The sequence below is a fragment of the Micromonospora sp. NPDC049004 genome, assembly GCF_040649315.1.
In the GTDB taxonomy this organism is placed as follows: domain Bacteria; phylum Actinomycetota; class Actinomycetes; order Mycobacteriales; family Micromonosporaceae; genus Micromonospora.
This window is the reverse complement of the sequence record NZ_JBEZFG010000010.1, coordinates 139,831-159,719: the sequence shown is the minus strand read 5'-3', so window position 1 is coordinate 159,719 and position 19,889 is coordinate 139,831. Positions and strand designations below refer to the sequence as shown.

Here is a 19,889-nt window from a genome sequence, read left to right as displayed (position 1 = left end):
CATCCTTGCGGTCATTCTGTTCACCGCGAAAACCACACGGAGGTGATGGAGGTGGCCCGACGGCAGTGGAGCATCGCGGGGCAGCTGTTCGCCCTCCAGGCGGTGGTGGTGACGCTGCTCGTGCTGGCCGGCGCGGCGGGCGCCGTCTGGCTGGCCCGCGTCGACTCCCGCCAGGCCGCGCAGGAGGAGGTGCTCGCCGTGGCGCAGACCGTGGCCGGCTCCCCCGACGTCCGCGCGGCCCTCACGACCGCCGACCCGGCCCGCATCCTGCAGCCGTACGCCGAATCGACCCGCAAGGCCACGGGCACCGACTTCGTTGTCGTGATGGCCCCCGACCGCACCCGTTTCTCGCACCCGACCCGGGAGCTCATCGGCGAGCCGTTCGTCGGCGACATCGGGCCCGCCCTGGCGGGTCACCCGTTCACCACCACGAACGTCGGGACGCTCGGCGAGTCAGTGCGCGCGGTCGTGCCGGTGTACGACGAGCAGCGGCGCATCGTCGGCCTGGTCTCGGTGGGCATCACCACCCGGGCCATCAACCGCAAACTGCTGCGCCAGCTCCCCGTGCTGCTCGGCGTCGCCGCGCCGGCGCTCGCGCTCGCGGCGACCGGGTCCTGGCTGCTCAGCCGCCGGCTGCGCCGCCAGACCCACGGCCTGGGACCGGCGCAGATGACCCGGATGTACGAGTACTACGACGCGGTCCTGCACTCGGTGCGCGAAGGCCTCGTGGTGCTGACCACCGATCGGCGGGTGGCGCTGATCAACGACGAGGGCCGCCGGTTGCTCGGTCTCGACGCCGACGAACCGGTCACCGACCAGCCGGTGGTCGGGATCGACCTGCCGCCCGCCGTGGCCGAGCTGCTCGACTCCGGGCGCGACGCCCTCGACGAGCCCATGCTGGCCGGCGACCGGGTGCTGGTGGCCAACCAGCGGACCGCCCGCTTCGAGGGCGCGGCGCTCGGCACCGTACTGACCCTGCGCGACCAGACCGAGCTGCGCACGCTCGCCAGCGAGCTGGACTCGGTCCGCGCGCTGACCGAGGCGTTGCAGGCGCAGACCCACGAGTCGGCCAACCGCCTGCACACCGTCCTCACCCTTGTGGAGCTGGGCCGCGCCGACGAGGCGGTCCGGCTCGGCACCCGGGACCTGGCCCTCGCGCAACAGCTCACCGACCGGGTGGTCGACGCGGTCACCGAGCCGGCCCTGGCCGCGCTGCTGCTCGGCAAGTCCGCCCAGGCTGGCGAGCGCGGCGTGGACCTCGTCATCGAGCCGGACTGCCGCCTCGACGACAGCCCGCTACCGACCAACGACCTGCTCACCGTCGTCGGCAACCTGATCGACAACGCCCTGGAGGCGGTCGCCGGCACGCCGGCGCCGCGCACCGTACGGGTCTTCGTCGGCGCGCTCGACGACGAGCTGATGGTCCGGGTCGCCGACAGCGGGCCGGGGCTGGCCGAGGACCGGGTGGCGGACGCGTTCCGGCGCGGCTGGTCCACCAAGAGCAGCGGCCGGGGCCTCGGTCTGGCACTGATCGGGCAGGTGGTCCGCCGCCACGGTGGCCGTCACGAGGTGGGCCGCTCGCGCGACGGCGGCAGCCTGTTCACGGTCCGACTGCCGATCGGCGGCCCGCGATGAGCGACATCCGGGTGCTTGTCGTCGAGGACGAGCCGCTGCTGGCCGAGGCGCACGCCGCGTACACCGAACGGGTTCCGGGTTTCGTGGTCGTCGGGGTGGCGCACACCGCGCGGGCCGCGATGGCGGCCCTGCGCGCGGGTGGCGGCGGTGACGTGGACCTCGTACTCCTGGATTTTCGGCTGCCCGACCTGCACGGCCTGGACGTCTGCCGGGCGCTGCGCGCGGCCGGCAGCAGCGTCGACGTGCTCGCGGTGACGTCCGCGCGGGACCTGGCGGTGGTGCGCACCGCGGTGTCCCTCGGGGTGACCCACTACCTGCTCAAACCGTTCACGTTCGCGGCGTTCCGCGACAAGCTGGAGCGCTACGCCGACTACCGCGCCCAGGCGCTCGCCGACGGTGAGGTGACCGCCCAGCACGACGTGGACCGGATGTTCGCCACCCTGCGCGGCACCGCCGGGCACAGCCTGCCCAAGGGCCTGGACGCGCAGACCCTCAATCGGGTACGCGGGGCGCTGGCCGACGGGACCGGCCCGCAGGCGGGACTGTCGGCGACCGAGGTGAGCGCGGCGACCGGGATCTCCCGGGTGACCGCCCGGCGCTACCTCGAATACCTGGTGACGATCGACCGCGCGGTCCGCAGCCCCCGCTACGGCACCCCCGGCCGCCCCGAGGTCGAATACCGCCCCCGCTGAGCAGGCCCCGGCTACGAACTGGATGATGCGCAACTATGCGCTGACCTTCCTCGCCGTCACGGCCAGAGGGCTGGCGCCCTACCCGGGGTGGTTTCCCTGCTTGAGGTCATTTTCCCGGGTCGGCAGGTCGGCACCGCGAGACCACCGCCGGATCAAGCGATCTGGCGGAGGTCATCGCCGTAGTCGAAGATGATCCGCATGCGGGCCCCGAGCGCCCGTGCGTATCGGCTCAGCGTCGCGACCTCATTGGCCTCCAGGTCGCCGTTCTCGATCTGGCTGACTCGACCGGGCGTGACACCCATCAGCTCGGCCACCTGCCGCTGAGTCAGGCCCAGCCGCTTCCGCTCTTCGGCGAGATGGAACGCGCTGATCCACGCCTCGGTGCGGGCACGTTCGGCGTCGAGCGCTTCATCGTCTCCATCGTGCAGCTCAGCCCGAACGTCGTCCCAGTCCTGGAAGTCGCTCATCAGCCCTCCCTCCGTTTCCTCTCGAAGGCCAACCAACCCTCGTACGCGATCTCAGCGACCGGGATCGCTTTCTCGTACCACCGATTCCAATCTCCCGCCTTGTTGCCGGCCACCAGCAGCACGGCCTGGGACCAGGGGTCGAAGACGAACAGCACCCGTACGGCAACGTCCCTTCCGGACCGCGGTCGGAGTTCCTTGAGATTGCTGACGGTCGAACCTCTGAGGGTGTCGACCAGCGGACGCCCCAGGCCAGGGCCCGCCTCCGCAAGCATGTCGATCGCCACGTTGACCGACCGGTACGTCGCCGGATCGGTCTGCCGCAGAGATCGCAACCAGTCGCGGACATCCTTGTCGTCCTGATCGCCCAGCGACGTGGCGGCTCATGAGACATGGACCAACTATAGCCCGGCCTATACACCCAGCGCTGCGTCCTATTACGGTGGCGGACGAAAGATCCGTTGTTAGACTCTGCGGAGTTGGGTCAGCGGTACGACTGGGGAGACCAGACATGGTGGGTGACGACGACATCTCCGGGTGAGACCGGACATGTTCGGCGACGGCTCGGCGCGTAATCACGCAGCCGCCGTGGCCATGACGTCGTTTCACCGGTCCCCGTTGGTCGTCGGGCGGCTTGGACGCGCCCACCCCACCCTTTGAGGTCACTCGCATGTCTGATGCGTACATCGTCTGCTCGAACCTGTCCTTCTCCTGGCCGGACGACACCCCGGTCTTCTCGGAGCTGTCCTTCACCGTCCCGGGTGGTCGCACCGGGCTGGTCGCGCCCAACGGCGCCGGCAAGAGCACGCTGCTGCGGCTGATCGCCGGGGAGCTGACGCCCAGCGACGGGAGCGTCACCGTCGACGGCGTACTCGGGTACCTCCCGCAGACGCTGCCACTGGTCGGCGACCTGACCGTGGCCCAGGTGCTCGGCGTCGCCGAGCGGATCGCGGCCCTGCACGCCATCGAGGCCGGCGACGCCAGCGAGGCGCACTTCGCCACCATCGGTGACGACTGGGACATCGAGGAGCGCACCCGCGCCGAACTCGACCGCCTCGGCCTGGGTGACCTGGCGCTCGACCGGCGGCTGCACACCCTCAGCGGCGGTCAGGTGATCTCCCTCGGCCTGGCCGCGCAACTGCTGCGACGGCCCGACGTCCTGCTGCTCGACGAGCCGACCAACAACCTGGACCTGGCGGCTCGGCACAAGCTCTACGACGTGCTGTCCGACTGGTCCGGGTGCCTGCTGCTGGTCAGCCACGACCGGGAGCTGCTGGACCGGATGGACCGCATCGCCGAGCTGGAACGAGGCGAGATCACCTGGTACGGGGGCAACTTCACCGCGTACACCGAGGCGGTGCAGGCGGCGCGGGAGGTGGCCGAGAGCAACCTGCGCAACGCCGAGCAGGAGGTCAAGCGGGAGAAGCGGGAGATGCAGCAGGCTCGGGAGCGGGCCGACCGGCGGGCCAGCAACGCCTCCAAGAATCTGAAGAACGCCGGTCTGGCCCGGATCGTCGCCGGTGGGCTCAAGCGCAGCGCGCAGGAGTCGGCGGGCAAGGCGCAGGGGACGCACTCGGCCCGGCTCGGCGAGGCCAGGGCCCGTCTCGACGAGGCCGGTCGGGCGGTACGCGACGAGGACACCATCACCGTCGACCTGCCGGACACCACAGTCCCGTCCGGACGGACGGTCTTCTCCGGCCACGGGATGCGGGCGCGCTTCGACGATCGGGAGCTGTTCGGCGGCGACGGCGCCGACCTGGTGATCCGGGGGCCGGAGCGGATCGCGCTCACCGGGGCGAACGGCGCCGGCAAGTCGACCCTGCTGCGCCTCGTCGACGGCGATCTCGAACCGGCCGGCGGCGAGATCAAACGGGCCGACGGGCGGATCGCGTACCTGTCGCAGCGCCTGGACCTGCTGGACCTCGACCGCACGGTAGCGGAGAACTTCGCCGCGTACGCGCCGAGCCTGCCGGACGCCAGGCGGATGAACCTGCTGGCCCGGTTCCTGTTCCGGGGCGCGCGGGTGAACCTACCCGTCGGGGTGCTCTCGGGCGGCGAGCGGCTGCGCGCCACCCTCGCCTGTGTGCTCTGCGCCGAACCGGCACCGCAGCTGCTGCTGCTCGACGAGCCGACCAACAACCTGGACCTGGTCAGCGTCGCCCAACTGGAGAGCGCGCTGACCGCGTACCAGGGGGCCTTTGTGGTGGTCAGCCACGACGAACGGTTCCTCGCCGAGATCGGCGTGCAGCGCTGGTTGCGGCTGGCCGACGGCCAGCTGCGTGAGATCGCGGCCCCCGACCGCGGCTGAGCCCAACGGTCCGGCCGGCGCCTGCCGGCCGGACCGACGCCGGCTCAGCTCACGTTGGCCGGGCCGAGGACGCTCTTCAGGTCACCCATCAGCGCGGTCGTCGCCGCCACCCGGAACGGGCCCAGCCGCAGGGTGGTGGTGCGACCGCCGTTGAGCAGCTTGACGTGCACCTCGGTGTCGCCGGGGTGCAGGACCAGGGTCTCCTTGAGCCGTTCCACAAGCGGCGGCGTGCAGCGGTGCACCGGGATGGTGAGGGTGACGGGCTTGTTGGTGGCGCTGGTGCTGACGTCCGGCATGGACATGTCCATCGCCATGATCCGTGGGGTGTCGTCGCGCCGGTCCACCCGGCCCTTGACCACCACGATCGCGTCCTCGGCGATGTACTGCCCGATCACCTCGTACGTGTTGGGGAAGAACAGCGTCTCCACCCCACCGGCCAGGTCTTCGAGGGTGGCCGACGCCCAGGCGCGGCCCTGCTTGGTGACCCTTCGCTGCACGCCGGAGAGGATGCCGGCGAGGGTGACGACCGCCCCGTCGGGCACCGCGCCGTCCTCGGCGAGGGACGCGATTGTGGTGTCGGCCGCCGCGCCGAGGATGTGTTCCAGGCCGAACAGGGGGTGGTCGGAGACGTACAGGCCGAGCATCTCCCGCTCGAAGGCCAGCTTGTCGCGCTTGTCCCACTCGCTGTCGCCGATGACCGGCATCACCGTCGTGCTGCCGGTGTCGGCGTCGCCGAAGCCGGCGCCGAACAGGTCGTACTGGCCGACGGCCTCCTTGCGCTTGACGTCGGCGTACGCGTCGATGGCGTCGGCGTGCACCGCGAGCAGGCCCTTGCGGGGGTGCTGCATCGAGTCGAACGCGCCCGCCTTGATCAGCGATTCGATTGTCTTCTTGTTGCAGACCACCGCGTCCACCTTGGACAGGAAGTCGTAGAAGTCGGTGTAGTCGCCCTTCTCCTGGCGGCACCGCATGATCGAGGCGACGACGTTCGCGCCGACGTTGCGGACCGCGGCCAGGCCGAAGCGGATGTCCTTGCCGACCGGCGTGAACGGCCCGGCCGACGTGTTCACGTCCGGCGGCAGCACCTGGATGCGCATCCGGCGGCACTCGGACAGGTACAGCGCCATCTTGTCCTTGTCGTCACCGACGGACGTGAGCAGCCCGGCCATGTACTCGGCCGGGTAGTGCGCCTTCAGGTACGCGGTCCAGTAGGACACCAGGCCGTACGCGGCGGAGTGCGCCTTGTTGAAGGCGTACCCGGCGAACGGCACCAGCACGTCCCACACGGCCTGGATCGCCTCGTCGGAGTAGCCGCGCTCGCGGCAGCCGTCCCGGAACGGGATGAACTCCTTGTCGAGGATCTCCTTCTTCTTCTTACCCATCGCCCGGCGCAGCAGGTCCGCCTGACCGAGGGTGTAGCCGGCGAGGATCTGCGCGGCGCGCTGCACCTGCTCCTGGTACACGATCAGGCCGTGGGTGGGCGCCAGGATCTCCCGCAGCGGCTCCTCCAGCTCCGGGTGGATCGGCGTGATCTCCTGGAGGCCGTTCTTACGCAGCGCGTAGTTGGTGTGCGAGTCGACGCCCATCGGGCCCGGCCGGTACAACGCCAGGACGGCGGAGATGTCCTCGAAGTTGTCCGGCTTCATCAACCGCAGCAGCGACCGCATCGGCCCACCGTCGAGCTGGAAGACGCCCAGGGTGTCACCCCGGGCCAGCAGCTCGTACGCGGCCTTGTCGTCCAGCGGCAGACCCAGCAGATCGAGCTTGAGGCCGTGGTTCAGCTCGATGTTCTTGACGGCGTCGTCGATGATCGTCAGGTTGCGCAGGCCGAGGAAGTCCATCTTCAGCAGCCCGAGCGACTCGCAGGTCGGGTAGTCGAACTGCGTGATGATCGCCCCGTCGGCGTCGCGGCGCATCAACGGGATGTGCTCGATGATCGGCTCGGCGGACATGATGACGCCTGCGGCGTGCACACCTGTCTGCCGGATCAGCCCCTCGATGCCCTTGGCCGTGTCGATCACCTTGCGGACGTCCGGGTCGGAGTCGTACAGGCCCCGGATCTCGCCGGCCTCGGCGTAGCGCGGGTGCTTCGGGTCGAAGATGCCGGTCAGCGGGATGTCCTTGCCCATCACTGCCGGTGGCATCGCCTTGGTGATCCGGTCACCGACGGCGTACGGGAAACCCAGCACCCGCGCCGAGTCCTTGATCGCGGCCTTCGCCTTGATCGTGCCGAACGTGGCGATCTGGGCGACCTTGTCCTCACCCCACTTGTCGGTGACGTACTTGATCACCTCACCGCGCCGACGCTCGTCGAAGTCGATGTCGACATCCGGCATCGAGACCCGCTCGGGGTTGAGGAACCGCTCGAAGATCAGGCCGTGCTGGATCGGGTCGAGGTCGGTGATGCCCAGCGCGTACGCCACGAGGGAGCCGGCGGCCGAACCACGGCCCGGACCCACCGCGATGCCCTGCTTCTTCGCCCACTGGATGAAGTCGGCGACCACGAGGAAGTACGACGGGAAGCCCATCTGGTTGATGACGCCCAGCTCGTACTCGGCCTGGACGACGTGCCCCTCGGGGATGCCGTTCGGGTAGCGGCGGGCCAGCCCGGCGAAGGTCTCCTTGCGGAACCAGGACTCCTCCGTCTCGCCCTCGGGCACCGGGAAGCGCGGCATCAGGTTGTGGAACTCGAACATGCCCTTCGGGTCGACCTTCTCGGCCACCAGCAGGGTGTTGCGGCAGCCCTGCTGCCACAGCTCGGACGAGTCGACCGCCCGCATCTGGTCGGCGCTCTTGACGAAGTAGCCGCCGCCCTCGAAGCGGAACCGGTTCGGGTCGTCGATGTTGCTGCCGGTCTGCACGCACAGCAGCACGTCGTGGGCGGTCGCCTGGGCCTCGTGCGTGTAGTGCGAGTCGTTGGTGACGACCGGCGGGATATCCAGCTTGCGGGCGATCTCGGTGAGCCCCTCGCGGACCCGGCTCTCGATGGAGAGGCCGTGATCCATGATCTCCAGGAAGTAGTTGTCCTTGCCGAAGATGTCCTGGTAGCTCGCGGCGACCTTGAGCGCCTCGTCGAACTGCCCCAGCCGCAGCCGGGTCTGCACCGCGCCGGACGGGCAGCCGGTGGTCGCCATGATGCCCTCGGCGTGCTCGGCGATCAGCTCCATGTCCATCCGGGGCCACTTGACGTAGTGCCCCTCCATGGACGCGCGCGAGTTGAGGGTGAACAGGTTCTTCAGGCCCTGCGCGTTCTTCGCCCACATCGTCTTGTGGGTGATCGCGCCGTTACCGGAGATGTCGTCGCTCTTCTGCTCCGGCCGACCCCACTTGACCCGCGCCTTGTGATAGCGCGACTCCGGCGCCACGTACGCCTCGACGCCCAGGATCGGGGTGATCCCGGCGGCCATCGCCTGGTTGTAGAAGTCGTTCGCGCCGTGCATGTTGCCGTGGTCCGTGATCGCCACCGCCGGCATGCCCAGCCGGTTGGCCTCGGCGAACAGGTCCTTCAACCGGGCCGCTCCGTCGAGCATCGAGTACTCGGTGTGCACGTGCAGATGCGCGAACGAATCAGCCATGCCTGGCGCCCCCCGGCGGTGTGGATCTCGGTGGTCGGAGCCGACCGGCACCTACCCTACCGAGGTGATCTCGGTGGCTCCACCGTCCGCGCCGACGGCCGTGGCCCGCGTCTCGTCGGCTGAGCGACGGGACATGCCGACGGGCGAGAGCCTAGGCTCGTGCACATGGCGAGGTACTACGACGTACACCCGGAAAACCCGCAGCCCCGGATCATCGGCCAGGTTGCCGACCTGATCCGCGGCGGTGGGCTGGTCGCGTACCCGACGGACTCCTGCTACGCGCTCGGCATCCAGTTGGGCAACCAGGACGGCCTGGACCGGATCCGCCAGATCCGCCACCTCGACGACCGGCACCACTTCACCCTGGTCTGCCGGGACTTCGCGCAGCTCGGCCAGTTCGTGCAGATCAACAACGCGGTCTTCCGGCTGGTGAAGGCGTCCACGCCGGGCAGCTACACGTTCATCCTGCCGGCCACCAAGGAGGTGCCGCGCCGGATGCTGCACCCGCGCAAGCGCACCGTCGGCGTGCGGGTGCCCCGGCACACCGTGACCCAGGCGCTGCTGGCCGAGTTGGGCGAGCCGCTGGTGTCGAGCACGCTGGCGCTGCCCGGTGAGGACGAGCCGATGACCCAGGGCTGGGAGATCAAGGAACGGCTCGACCACCAGCTCGACGCGGTGCTCGACGCCGGCGACTGCGGCAAGGAACCGACGACGGTGATCGACCTGTCCGGGCCCGAGCCGGAGATCCTGCGCCGGGGCGCGGGGGACGTGTCCCGGTTCGAGTAGCGCGGGTCGGTTGGCGGACCGGAGGAGCGCAGCCGCGGGTCGACGGCCGTACGATTGAGGATCGGCACCGGCGAGCATTGGACACCCGGCATGCCTGCTCCGGACGACCTCGACGCCCTGGCACGCGACGCCGCGCAGGGTGACTCCGCGGCGTTGGACGCCCTGCTGGTCGCGGCACGTCCGGAGGTGCTGCGGCTGTGCGCCCGGTTCCTGCCCAACCGCCAGGACGCCGAGGAAGCCTGCCAGGACACGCTCCTGGCGCTGGCCGGCGGCATCACCCGGTTCGAGGGTCGCTCCTCGTTCCGTACCTGGCTGCACCGGATGGCCGCCAACCGGGCCCGCTCCACGTACCGCACGCTGCTCCGCCGCTGTCGACTGGAGGCCGGCGGCGTTCCGGTGCCCGACCAGGCCGATCCCCGACGGACCAGCGTGGTCGCGGGCACCCGCCTCGACCTGCTCGACGCGTTCGACTCGGTCCACCCCGACCACGCCGAGGTGGTGGCCCTGCGCGACGTCCTCGGGCTGAGCTACCCCGAGATCGCCGCCCTGCTCGACGTGCCGGTGGGCACCGTGAAGTCCCGGTTGCACCTGGCCCGGCGGCAGGTCCGGCAACGGCTCGGCGCCGGATGAGCCGGGCGTCGTTCCGCCGGCTCGCCGTCGTCCTCGCCGCCACCGTCGGGGTCGCGGCCTGCGGCGCCGACGCCGTCTCGCCGCTGCCCGTCCAACCGCCCGGTCCGACCCGTTCGACGCCGGCACCCGCGGCGACCTCCGCGATCGCCGCGCCCACCGCTTCGCCGTCCCGGCCGCCGCCGACCAGCGGGCGCCCGCCCGCCGCACCGCCCGCACCCAGCAGGACAAGGGGTACGCCCCGGACGACTCCCCCGCCGACCGCCGCCGCGACCCCGGCCTGTCAGGGCGCGGTCCGCTACGACCTGCCGCTCGCCGAGACCGAGATCGAGCTGCTGCGGTCGCTCTGCTTCGCCACCGGCGCGGTGCTGCGGATCCAGGGCATCGGGCCGGGGCTCGTCACCGTGGACCGCCCGGAGCTGGTCTCCCAGCAGTACGAGGCGGGCGTGGTGGACGTCCGCTTCGTCCGCACCGGCACCGTCGCCGTGACGATCCCGAAGGAGGGCCGGGACCACACCATCACCGTTGTGGTCCGCTAGCCGGTGGACCGGCGCCGGACCCGGAGGAACTCGGCGGCGGCGACCCCCGCCAGCACCAGACCGGCGGCGACGCCCACCGCCAGACCGGGCAGGTGCGGCGCGACCAGGGCCAGCGCGATCGTCACGACGACGCCGACGACGTGGAACATCGACAGCCGCTCGTAGACCTCGTACTCGAGCACCGCCCGACCGCACAGCACCAGTCCGGCGCCGCCCAGGATGAGCGCGGTCATCGGGCCGCCCGGTCGCTCACCGGGCTGCTCGATGATCCGTTCGACACCGGCGGCCGTGCCGACCACACCGGCGATCATGAGCCAGTGGGCGTACGGGTTGGTCTGCACCAGCCGGGTCGGGTGGGGCGACGACTCGATCGCGGCCCGCAGGGTCGCGCCGGCACCCCGGGCGTAGCTCCACCAGAGCACCGCGGCCGTGAGGAACGCGGCGCCGAAGGCGGCCACCCGATCCGCGGTGAACGGCTGGTGGCCCAGGCTCAGGACGCTGACCAGGACCAGTTCACCCAGCGACAGGATGTAGATCTGCTGGTAGCGCTCGGCGAGGTGTTCCGGCACCACCTGGTAGCGCGGCAGCGGCGGCCGACCGGGAATCGGAAAGCGCAACCCGTACGCGGTGTAGTCCGCCGTCAGCGCGGCCAGCCACAGTCCGAGCCGCCAGTCGCGATCGGCCACCAGAGCGCCCGCCACCCAGAGGCTCCCCGAGCCGACGTCCCAGATCAGGGCGCGTACGGGACGCTCCTGCTCCCGCCGCCCCCGCAGGGACCAGACGAGCGCCAGCCCCCGGACCAGGAAGATCACGACCCAGGTGCCGCCGAAGACCAACCCGTGGTCGCCGAACGCCGTGGGCAGCGCGGCGGACATCAGCATCAGCCCGAACATGCTGCCCAGGATCAGCAGCGGGACCGGCCGCCTCCGCGGGCTGTAGCTGTCGGTGATCAACGTGGTGGTCACCCACACCGCGAACAGCGTCGACAGCAGGACCAGCGCCTGGACGATGCCGGTCCAGCTCTGGTCGGCTGCCATCTTGCGCGAGGTCATCGTCAGACCGGCGACGAGGGCGAGATCGAAGAACAGCTCCAGCAGATCCGTACGCTGCGACCCGTCCGGCGCTCGGATCGGCGCGCGACGCGCGCCGGCGCCCACCGGCTCGCGCTTCTCCGCCACGGTGACAGCTTCACACCCGACGGGCTGCCGCCGGGCGCGTTCCGCCGCACCTACCGCAGGCGTACGCCGGCGAGCAGGGTGTCCACGAAGTCGGGACCGCTGCCCGGCGGTGGGGCGATCTGCACGTACACCAGGGCGGGACCGCCGGGGTGCAGGGCGGCCGACTCGACGATCTGCGGCCGGCCCTGGTCGCAGACGTAGCGGACCACCGTCCATTCGAAGCCCGCCTGTCGGGTGGTGCGGGCCGGCGCGGGCGCGCAGTCCCCGTGTGTCCGCTCGGCCAGGAATCCGGCCGGTGTGGTGCGTGCCGCCGTGGCGGCGGAGAGGCCGACGAACGCGCCGGGCAGTCGGGCGTCGGCGGCCCAGCGGCGGGGTCGCGGCGACATCACCAGGCCCGGTTCGGGTTCGCCGTCGGCGCTGTACTGGCCGGCCCAGGTCGTCCCCGTGGCGGACCAGCCGGGTGGCAGCGCCACGGTCAGCGGCCCGGTCGTGTACGTGCCACCGACCGACCGAACCGATCCGGTGCCACCCGGTTCGGCGGCCACCTGGCCCACCGCGACGGCGGTCACGACGGCCACCCCGGTCAGCAGGGACCGGCGTGCACGGCGCGGTGCTGGTCGCCGCCGTGCGCTCGCGGCGACCAGGTCGGCCGCTTCCCGCACCGGGTCGCTCGCGCGGGCCAACGCGGCGTGCAGGGCCGCGGCGTCGGAGTAACGGTCGGCCGGGTCGTACGCGGTGGCCCGGGCGAGCACCGCCGCGATGCCCGGTGGCAGGCCGTCGCGGAGTCGGATCCGCGGGGCGTGTGGCGAGTCGGGTCGGGCCGGGTGCGTGCCGGACGGGTCGGCGGCCAGCAGCCGGACGCCAAGCCGGCCGAGCCCGTACACGTCGGCGCGCGTGTCGACCACCGCGCCCGGGTCGTCCTGCTCGGGGGCCATGTAACCGGGGGTGCCGGCCCGGGCGGTCAGTCCCGAGGCGGTGGCGAGCGCCTTGGCCAGGCCGAGGTCGGCGATCAGCACCGCTTCGGGCGCGTCCGGCCCGGTGGAGCGGAACAGGACGTTGCCCGGGGTGAGGTCCCGGTGCACGACCCCGTGCCGGTGCAGCACGGCGACCCCGGCGCAGACCTCGCCGAGCAGCCGCAGCGCGGTCGGCGCGGGGATCTCGCCGGTGGCGAGGCGGTCCCGCAGGCTCCCCCGGTCCGCCCAGGCCAGGACCGCGTACGGCCGGCCGTCGGGCAACTCACCGACGGTGTGCACCCGGACCAGCCGCTCGTGCTCCAGGCGGCGCAACAGCCGGGCCTCGTCGAGGAAGCGTTCCCGGACCCGCAGGTCGTGGCTCCAGTTCTCGGCCAGCACCTTGATCGCCACACGCGCGTCGAGCACCGCGTCGTAGCCCAACCAGACCGTCGCGAACGAGCCGACGCCCAGCAGTCGCTCGACGGCGTACGGCCCGATCCGCTGCGGAGCCGTCACGGTGTCACCCCCGGCCAGCACGGTCTCTTCACAGTAGACCGGGCCGGTCGGAAACCCGACGAACCGCTGACGCCGGCGCGGTGACTAACAGGGCAGGAGACCCATCACCGAAGGAGCACACCATGAACCGTCCCTCGATCCTTCGCACCACCGCCGCGCTGGCGCTCAGCACGCTCGTCGCGGTGATCGCCGCGGGCCCGGCCTCGGCGGCGCCGCCGGCCGGTGGCGCCGCGCCCGGCTCGGCGCGCGGTCCGCTCGCCGCCACCGTCGGACACGACCACCCGCAGGTGCTCAGCGTCGGCGGCGCCGGCGTGTACCGGATCGGCGCCAGCCTGGCCGCGCTCACCGCGGCCGGCCGCATCGACTGGACCGCGCCGGGCTGCGACGGGGTGGTGCACACCGGCGTGACGGGTTCCTGGGCGGGTGTCCTGCTGCTCGCCTTCCGTGCCGGTCGGCTGGTGGAGATCGGTACGGCCACCGCACCGCCGCAGTCGCCTGCCGGGGCCCGGGTCGGCATGTCCTTCGCGGAGTTGGAGGCGATCTACGGCCCGCGCGGGTCGCTGATCCGCAACGACGCGGGGGACGCCGAGGCGTACCTGGTCCGGGTCGGGTCGCGGGTGGAGCTGTTCACCGGGCACCCGATCCGGCCGGGCGTGGGCTACTTCCAGGTCGGCCCGGCCAGCTTCGTCGAGCGGAACTTCCGGCAGGGCTCGGCCTGCTGATCCGGGTCAGATCTCGGGGCGTCCGGTCCGTACCGGGCGCCCCACCCTGCTGCCTGACCGGGCGGTGGCCGTCCCCGCAGCCAGGCCGGCCCGGCGGCATCGCCATGCCTCCTTTGCTCTGCTTCAACCCAGGCAACAGCGAAGGGCCGCAGGTGTTGCCTGGGTTGAAGCAGAGCAAAGGGCCGACAGCACCCGGTCGGCGCCCCCTGCTGCTGCCCGCAGCGCTGATCCAGCCCGGACGGCGCCCGGGCGTCAGGCCGCGCCCAGCCAGCCTCCGTCACACCGTTGTCGGCAGTCACATCAATATCGGGATGGACAACACTGTGTGCCACACAGTATGGTGTGACACATGGTTAGCGAGGACGTTCTGAAGACGCACCTACAGGAGTTGCGTCGGGGCACCGTCGTGGTGGCCAGCCTGGTCGCGCTCCGCCGGCCGGACTACGGCTACGCACTGCTGCAACGGCTCACCGACCACGGCTTTCCGGTCGACGCCAACACGCTCTACCCGCTGCTGCGACGCCTGGAGGACCAGGGCCTGCTGACCAGCGAGTGGAACACCGAGGAGAGCCGGCCGCGCAAGTTCTACCGGACCAGCGACGAGGGCGAGTCGATGCTGAGCCGCCTCCTCGACGACCTCGCCGCCGTACAGACCTCCATCACCGGGCTGATCCAAGGAGTGGACCGATGAACACCCTGACCGACCGCTATCTGGCCGCCACCCTGCGCTCGGTGCCCGCCCAGCGTCGCGACGAGATCGCGACCGAGCTGCGCGCCTCGATCGAGGACATGATCGAGGATCGGACCGGGGGCGGCGAGGAGGCGGCAGCCGCCGAGCGGGAGGTGCTCACCGAACTGGGCAACCCCGACCGGTTGGCCGCCCGCTACGCCGATCGCCGGCTCCAGCTCATCGGCCCCACCTACTACCTGGTCTGGCTGCGGCTGCTGAAGCTGCTGCTCAGCTTCATCCCGGCGCTCGCCGGCACGGTGGTCGCGGTCGTCAAGGTGGTCGAGGGCAACGGCTTCGGCGCCATCGGGCCTGGCATCGTCGTCGCCCTGCATGTCGCCGTGCACATCAGCTTCTGGCTCACCCTGACCTTCGTCCTCATCGAGAGGTCCCAGCCCACCGTCGACCTGCCCGACTGGACCGTCGACGAGCTGCCCGACGTCCCCGCGCACCGCCACGTCTCGCTCGTCGACACCATCGCGTCGGTGGCCATGCTGGGGCTGACCATCGGCTACCTGCCCCTGCAGCACTACCACTCGTGGGTACGCGCCGGCAACGGCGACAACATCCCCGTCCTCGACCCGGCGCTCTGGTCGTTCTGGCTGCCGGCGCTGATCGTCGTGCTGGTCGCCATCGCGGTGTTCGAAATCGTCAAGTACCGGATCGGACGCTGGAACTGGACGCTGTTCGCGGTGAAGGCGCTGCTCAACCTGGCGTTCACGGCGTCGCTGGTCGGGCTGGCGCTCTCCGACGCGCTGCTCAACCCGGCCCTCGGTGAGCGGCTGAGCTGGCTGGCGGACGCGGACAACCGCAGCCTCCTCAACGCTCTCATCGCGCTCGGCGCCGCCCTGGTGCTGGTGTGGGACCTGGTCGACACGGCCCTCAAGTCCCGCCGCCAGACAATCTGAGCGACAACGGACACGGCGGCCCGACGCGGACACCGCGCCGGGCCGCCGCACGTCGGCGCTGTCACCGCCGCTCCGTCCGGATAGCGGACGCGGCCGGCGACGTGGCATCGTTCCCGGATGACCGAGGCACAGCGCGACGAGTGGCGCCGTCCGGGCCCGACGGCCGAGCAGCGGCGGATAGACCTGTGGATCGGGCTCGCGGTGACCGGGCTGGCGCTGGTCAGCCTCACCCTGGCCCGCAGCACCGGGGCGTTCCTGCTGGGGCCACCGCCGTCCGGGCCGGAGCAGCTGTTCTGGACCGTCGCGGTGACGCTTCCGCTGGTCGGGCGGCGGCGCTGGCCGGCCGCCACCCTGCTGGTCGTCGCGGTGGCGTTCATCGCCGCGCAGGCCCGGTCGGCGCCGGAGACCCAGTTCTCCGCGTGGGCCCTGTTCTGCGCCCTCTACACGATGGGCGCCTGGGGACCGAACCACCAGACGGCCCGCCGGCTGCGGATCGGCGTGATCGCCACGATGTTCGCCTGGCTGGGCGTCTACTACGCGGTGACGATCGACCACATCCCGCCCGGCGCCTTCGACGGCGCGGTAGGTCCGGTGCCGCCGGTGCTCGCCGCGATGGTCAGCGGCGTCCTGGTCAACATGCTGGTCTTCGGGTTCGCGTACTTCTTCGGCGAGACCGCCTGGGTGGCCGCGCGACGTGAGCACGAGCTGTGCGAACAGGCCGAGGAGCTGCGCCGGTCCCAGGCCGAGGGCCGGGAACGGGCCGTGCTCGGCGAACGGGTCCGGATCGCCCGGGAGCTGCACGACGTCGTCGCCCACCACGTGTCGGTGATGGGGGTGCAGGCGTCCGCCTGCCGCCGGGTGTTCGACCGTGACCCGGGCAAGGCCCGCACGGCGCTCGCCGCCATCGAGCAGAGCGCCCGCATCGCCGTCGACGAGCTGCGCCGGATGCTCGGCGTGCTGCGCGCCTCCGGCGACAGCGACGTCGAGCGGCCCGCGCCCGGCGACGTCGAGCGGATCGACGAGCTGGTCGAACGGGCGCGGGCCGCGGGCCTGACGGCAACCCTCGGGGTGTACGGCGAGCCCGTCGCACTGCCCGAGTCGGTGTCGCAGGCGGCCTACCGGGTGACGCAGGAGGCGGTGACCAACACCCTGAAGCACGCCGGGGCGGATCTGCTGGATGTGCGGGTCCGCTACCTGGCCCGGGAGGTGGAGGTCGACGTGACCGACGACGGACGGACCGGCCGCCGGGCCGGTGCCGCCGGGCTCGGCCTGATCGGGATGCGCGAGCGGGTCACCGCGCACGACGGCGAGCTGGAGGCTGGCCCCCGGGTCGGTGGAGGCTGGCGGGTCCGCGCCCGATTCCCGCTCGCGGATCCGGCGATCGGCCGGCAGCGCGAGACCGGAGACGGGCGGTCGTTGACGGCCGGGGCGGGGCGGTCGTCGTGAGCGCCGCACCGATCCGGGTGCTGCTCGCCGACGACCAGCATCTCGTGCGCACCGGCTTCCGGATCATCCTGGAGGTGGAGGACGACATCACCGTGGTCGGTGAGGCCGCCGACGGCGCGCGGGCCGTCACCATGGCCCGCGCCACGCGCCCCGACGTCGTGTTGATGGACGTGGAGATGCCCGGCATGGACGGGCTGGAGGCCACTCGGCGGATCACCGACGACGGGCCCGGCGCTCCGGCGGTGCTGATCCTCACGACCTTCGACCGCGACGACTACCTCTTCACCGCGCTGCGGGCCGGGGCCAGCGGTTTCCTGCTCAAGAACGGCACACCCGAGGAGCTGATCGAGGCGATCCGGGTGCTGGCCCGGGGCGACGGTCTGCTCGCCCCGGAGATCACCCGCCGGGTGATCTCCACGTTCGCCCGTCCCGGTGATCCGGCGGGCACCGCGCACCGGGGGGCCGACGCCGAGGCCGCGCTGGGCGAGCTGACCCCACGGGAGCGGGAGGTGCTGGTGCTGCTCGCCGCCGGGTCGAGCAACGCCGAGATCGCCACGACCATGTGCCTGGGCGAGGCGACGGTGAAGACACACGTGAGTCGGGTGCTGGCGAAACTGGGGCTGCGCGACCGGGTCCAGGCGGTGGTGTTCGCGTACGAGAACGGGGTGGTCCGCCCCGGCGGGTGACCGGTGTCCGTCGCACGACGGACCTCGCGGCTCAGCCCTCGGACGGACGGCGGACCGACGCGTTCGATCTAGCGTGGACGCGTGACGAGAACGCTCCAACTCGACGGCGTCGACCGCAGCTTCGGCGACCGGCAGGTGCTCAAGAACGTGTCCTTCGAGGTGGCCGCCGGCCGGATGACCGGCTTCGTCGGCGCCAACGGCGCCGGCAAGACCACCACCATGCGGATCATCCTGGGTGTGCTCGCCCCCGACGCCGGCGAGGTGAGCTGGGGTGGCGCGAAGCTCACCCGGCAGGACCGCCGCCGCTTCGGCTACATGCCGGAGGAACGGGGCCTGTATCCCAAGATGACCGCACGGGAGCAGGTGACCTACCTGGGCCGGTTGCACGGTCTGGACGCCCCCGCCGCCCGCCGCGCCACGGATGCCCTGCTGGAGCGGGTCGGGCTCGGCGAACGCGGCGACGACCTGCTGGAGACGCTGTCGCTGGGCAACCAGCAGCGGGCCCAGATCGCCGCCGCACTGGTGCACGACCCCGAGGTGCTGGTGCTCGACGAGCCGTTCTCCGGCCTCGACCCCCTCGCCGTCGACACGGTCGTCGCCGTGTTGCGCGAACGCGCCGCGGCCGGGGCGCCGGTGCTGTTCTCCAGTCACCAACTCGACGTGGTCGAGCGCCTCTGCGACGACCTGGTGATCATCAATGACGGGGTGATCCGGGCCGCCGGCAGTCGTACGCAGCTGCGCGACTCGTACACCTCGCCCCGCTTCGAGCTGGTGGTGGCGACCGACGCCGGCTGGATCCGCGACCAGCCCGGCGTCACCCTTGTCGAGCTGGACGGCGCGCGGGCGGTCTTCGACCTGCCGGTCGGCGCCGACGAGCAGCCCATCCTGCACGCGGCCCTCGCCCGCGGCCCGGTCCGCGCCTTCCGCCCGGTCAGCCCCTCGCTCACCGAGATCTTCCGAGAGGTCACCCAGTGAACGTCACCCAGGCCACCCGGCTGGTAGCCGAACGCGAGATCCGGGTCAAGCTGCGCGACCGCACCTTCCTGTTCGGCACGCTCTTCTTCCTCGTGATCGCGGCCGCCGGCACCATCCTGCCGCCGTTGCTCTCCGGCGGCCCGAAGAGCGTGGCCGTCACCCAGGACGCGGCCGGCCCGCTGCGCGCCGCCGGGCTCGACGTCCGGGTGGTGGCCGACGACGGCGCCGCCGAGCAGGCCGTCCGCGACGGGGACGTGGACGCCGCGGTCGTCAGCGGTCCGGAGGTGCTCGCCATGGACGAGGCCCCCGACGAGGTGGTCCGGGCGCTGAGCACCGCGCCGCCGGTGCGCCTCCTCGACCCCGACGCGGTCGATCCGGTGGTGGCGTTCCTGGTGCCGTTCGTCTTCGCGTTCGTCTTCTTCATCACCTCGCAGACCTTCGGCCTGCAGATCGCGCAGAGCGTCACCGAGGAGAAGCAGACCCGGATCGTGGAGATCCTGGTCGCGGCCGTGCCGGTACGGGCGCTGCTGGCCGGCAAGGTGATCGCCGGGGGCATCCTGGCGCTCGGGCAGATCGCGCTGATCGGTCTCGTGGCCGTCCTCGGCATGCGGATCGGCGACAGCGGGGACCTGCTCACCCTGCTCGCTCCGGCGATCGGCTGGTTCGTGCCGTTCTTCCTGCTCGGCTTCGTGCTGCTGGCCGCGATGTGGGCGGCGGCCGGCGCCCTGGTCAACCGCCAGGAGGACATCGCCGGTGTGTCGACGCCGGTGCAGCTCGCCGTCATGCTGCCGTTCTTCGCGGTGATCTTCCTGAACGACAACGCGACAGCGATGCGGGTGCTGTCGTACCTGCCGTTCTCGTCGCCCACGGCGATGCCCCTGCGGCTGTTCACCGGCGACGCTGCCGGCTGGGAGCCGATCGTGTCGCTGGCCATCCTGCTGGTCGCCGCCGGCGCCTTCCTGGTCGCCGGTGCCCGCGTCTACGAGGGTTCGCTGCTGCGGACCAACGGCCGGACCTCGCTGCGCGCCGCCTGGCGGGAGCGCGAGAGCATCGGCTGACCGGCGACGGCCCACACGGGCGTCGGTGTCCCGAGCGGACACCGGCGCCCGTCGCCGTTCCCCTGCCCGTACGGCACCGGTCCGCACACCCGTT

18 protein-coding genes are annotated in these 19,889 nt (G+C 71.8%); 13 read left to right on the top strand and 5 right to left on the bottom strand.

The annotated features are described in order from the left end of the window. The first annotated feature begins 51 nt into the window (after nucleotides 1-51). Together AB0B97_RS27175 and AB0B97_RS27170 are read left to right on the top strand one after the other, a co-directional pair. The gene (locus AB0B97_RS27175; RefSeq protein WP_357497575.1) at nucleotides 52-1,635 is read left to right on the top strand and encodes a sensor histidine kinase; all 1,584 of its coding nucleotides are present in this window, start codon (nucleotides 52-54) and stop codon (nucleotides 1,633-1,635) included. Further along, nucleotides 1,632-2,327 carry a response regulator gene (locus tag AB0B97_RS27170; RefSeq protein ID WP_357497573.1) on the top strand — a complete coding sequence of 232 codons (696 nt, stop codon included), beginning with the start codon at nucleotides 1,632-1,634 and terminating at the stop codon, nucleotides 2,325-2,327. Before AB0B97_RS27175 ends, AB0B97_RS27170 begins: the two co-directional genes overlap by 4 nt. A gap of 152 nt (nucleotides 2,328-2,479) precedes the next feature. On the opposite strand, the gene AB0B97_RS27165 is transcribed toward AB0B97_RS27170, so the two are convergent. Next, nucleotides 2,480-2,794, bottom strand: a complete 315-nt coding sequence (locus AB0B97_RS27165) for a helix-turn-helix transcriptional regulator (protein ID WP_357497571.1) — start codon at nucleotides 2,792-2,794, stop codon at nucleotides 2,480-2,482. Continuing rightward, nucleotides 2,794-3,162 (bottom strand): type II toxin-antitoxin system RelE/ParE family toxin, encoded by a 369-nt coding sequence (locus tag AB0B97_RS27160; RefSeq protein ID WP_357497811.1) that lies wholly within the window; start codon nucleotides 3,160-3,162, stop codon nucleotides 2,794-2,796. The genes AB0B97_RS27165 and AB0B97_RS27160 overlap by 1 nt, the downstream gene beginning before the upstream one ends. Nucleotides 3,163-3,461: 299 nt before the next feature. On the opposite strand from AB0B97_RS27160, the gene abc-f reads away from it, so the two are divergent. Further along, entirely contained in the window at nucleotides 3,462-5,099 is a 1,638-nt protein-coding gene (abc-f, locus tag AB0B97_RS27155; protein ID WP_357497569.1) for a ribosomal protection-like ABC-F family protein, read from the top strand. A gap of 44 nt (nucleotides 5,100-5,143) precedes the next feature. Here abc-f and dnaE read toward each other — a convergent pair whose 3' ends face one another. Continuing rightward, nucleotides 5,144-8,674, bottom strand: coding sequence for a DNA polymerase III subunit alpha (gene dnaE / locus AB0B97_RS27150; protein WP_357497567.1), 3,531 nt, complete (start codon nucleotides 8,672-8,674; stop codon nucleotides 5,144-5,146). Between the two features lie 165 nt (nucleotides 8,675-8,839). Between dnaE and AB0B97_RS27145 the strand changes: the two genes are divergently transcribed. The 3 genes from AB0B97_RS27145 (at nucleotide 8,840) to AB0B97_RS27135 (ending at nucleotide 10,626) form a co-directional block, all read left to right on the top strand. After that, nucleotides 8,840-9,460: an L-threonylcarbamoyladenylate synthase gene (locus AB0B97_RS27145; protein WP_357497565.1), complete on the top strand. Its 621-nt coding sequence runs from the start codon at nucleotides 8,840-8,842 to the stop codon at nucleotides 9,458-9,460. A gap of 90 nt (nucleotides 9,461-9,550) precedes the next feature. Further along, entirely contained in the window at nucleotides 9,551-10,090 is a 540-nt protein-coding gene (locus tag AB0B97_RS27140; RefSeq protein WP_357497563.1) for an RNA polymerase sigma factor, read from the top strand. Then, nucleotides 10,087-10,626, top strand: a complete 540-nt coding sequence (locus AB0B97_RS27135; protein WP_357497561.1) for a hypothetical protein — start codon at nucleotides 10,087-10,089, stop codon at nucleotides 10,624-10,626. Before AB0B97_RS27140 ends, AB0B97_RS27135 begins: the two co-directional genes overlap by 4 nt. Here AB0B97_RS27135 and AB0B97_RS27130 read toward each other — a convergent pair. Continuing rightward, nucleotides 10,623-11,804, bottom strand: a complete 1,182-nt coding sequence (locus AB0B97_RS27130) for a low temperature requirement protein A (RefSeq protein ID WP_357497559.1) — start codon at nucleotides 11,802-11,804, stop codon at nucleotides 10,623-10,625. The two genes, AB0B97_RS27135 and AB0B97_RS27130, sit on opposite strands and share 4 nt — an antisense overlap. 50 nt (nucleotides 11,805-11,854) lie before the next feature. After that, nucleotides 11,855-13,273 (bottom strand): serine/threonine-protein kinase, encoded by a 1,419-nt coding sequence (locus tag AB0B97_RS27125; RefSeq protein WP_357497557.1) that lies wholly within the window; start codon nucleotides 13,271-13,273, stop codon nucleotides 11,855-11,857. Between the two features lie 122 nt (nucleotides 13,274-13,395). Here AB0B97_RS27125 and AB0B97_RS27120 point away from each other — a divergent pair, with 122 nt between their 5' ends. The 7 genes from AB0B97_RS27120 (at nucleotide 13,396) to AB0B97_RS27090 (ending at nucleotide 19,795) form a co-directional block, all read left to right on the top strand. After that, entirely contained in the window at nucleotides 13,396-13,995 is a 600-nt protein-coding gene (locus tag AB0B97_RS27120; RefSeq protein WP_234583561.1) for a hypothetical protein, read from the top strand. 349 nt (nucleotides 13,996-14,344) lie between these two features. Further along, nucleotides 14,345-14,686: a PadR family transcriptional regulator gene (locus tag AB0B97_RS27115; RefSeq protein ID WP_357497555.1), complete on the top strand. Its 342-nt coding sequence runs from the start codon at nucleotides 14,345-14,347 to the stop codon at nucleotides 14,684-14,686. Then, complete coding sequence (locus tag AB0B97_RS27110) at nucleotides 14,683-15,630, top strand: permease prefix domain 1-containing protein (protein WP_357497553.1); 948 nt, start codon at nucleotides 14,683-14,685, stop codon at nucleotides 15,628-15,630. The genes AB0B97_RS27115 and AB0B97_RS27110 overlap by 4 nt, the downstream gene beginning before the upstream one ends. 117 nt (nucleotides 15,631-15,747) lie before the next feature. Next, nucleotides 15,748-17,076: a sensor histidine kinase gene (locus AB0B97_RS27105; RefSeq protein WP_357497551.1), complete on the top strand. Its 1,329-nt coding sequence runs from the start codon at nucleotides 15,748-15,750 to the stop codon at nucleotides 17,074-17,076. Continuing rightward, complete coding sequence (locus AB0B97_RS27100; protein ID WP_357497549.1) at nucleotides 17,073-17,762, top strand: response regulator transcription factor; 690 nt, start codon at nucleotides 17,073-17,075, stop codon at nucleotides 17,760-17,762. The genes AB0B97_RS27105 and AB0B97_RS27100 overlap by 4 nt, the downstream gene beginning before the upstream one ends. A gap of 81 nt (nucleotides 17,763-17,843) precedes the next feature. After that, a complete protein-coding gene (locus AB0B97_RS27095; RefSeq protein WP_357497547.1) occupies nucleotides 17,844-18,737 on the top strand; it encodes an ATP-binding cassette domain-containing protein in 894 nt (297 codons plus the stop codon). Further along, a complete protein-coding gene (locus tag AB0B97_RS27090; protein ID WP_234583569.1) occupies nucleotides 18,734-19,795 on the top strand; it encodes an ABC transporter permease in 1,062 nt (353 codons plus the stop codon). The genes AB0B97_RS27095 and AB0B97_RS27090 overlap by 4 nt, the downstream gene beginning before the upstream one ends. Nucleotides 19,796-19,889 lie beyond the last annotated feature (94 nt).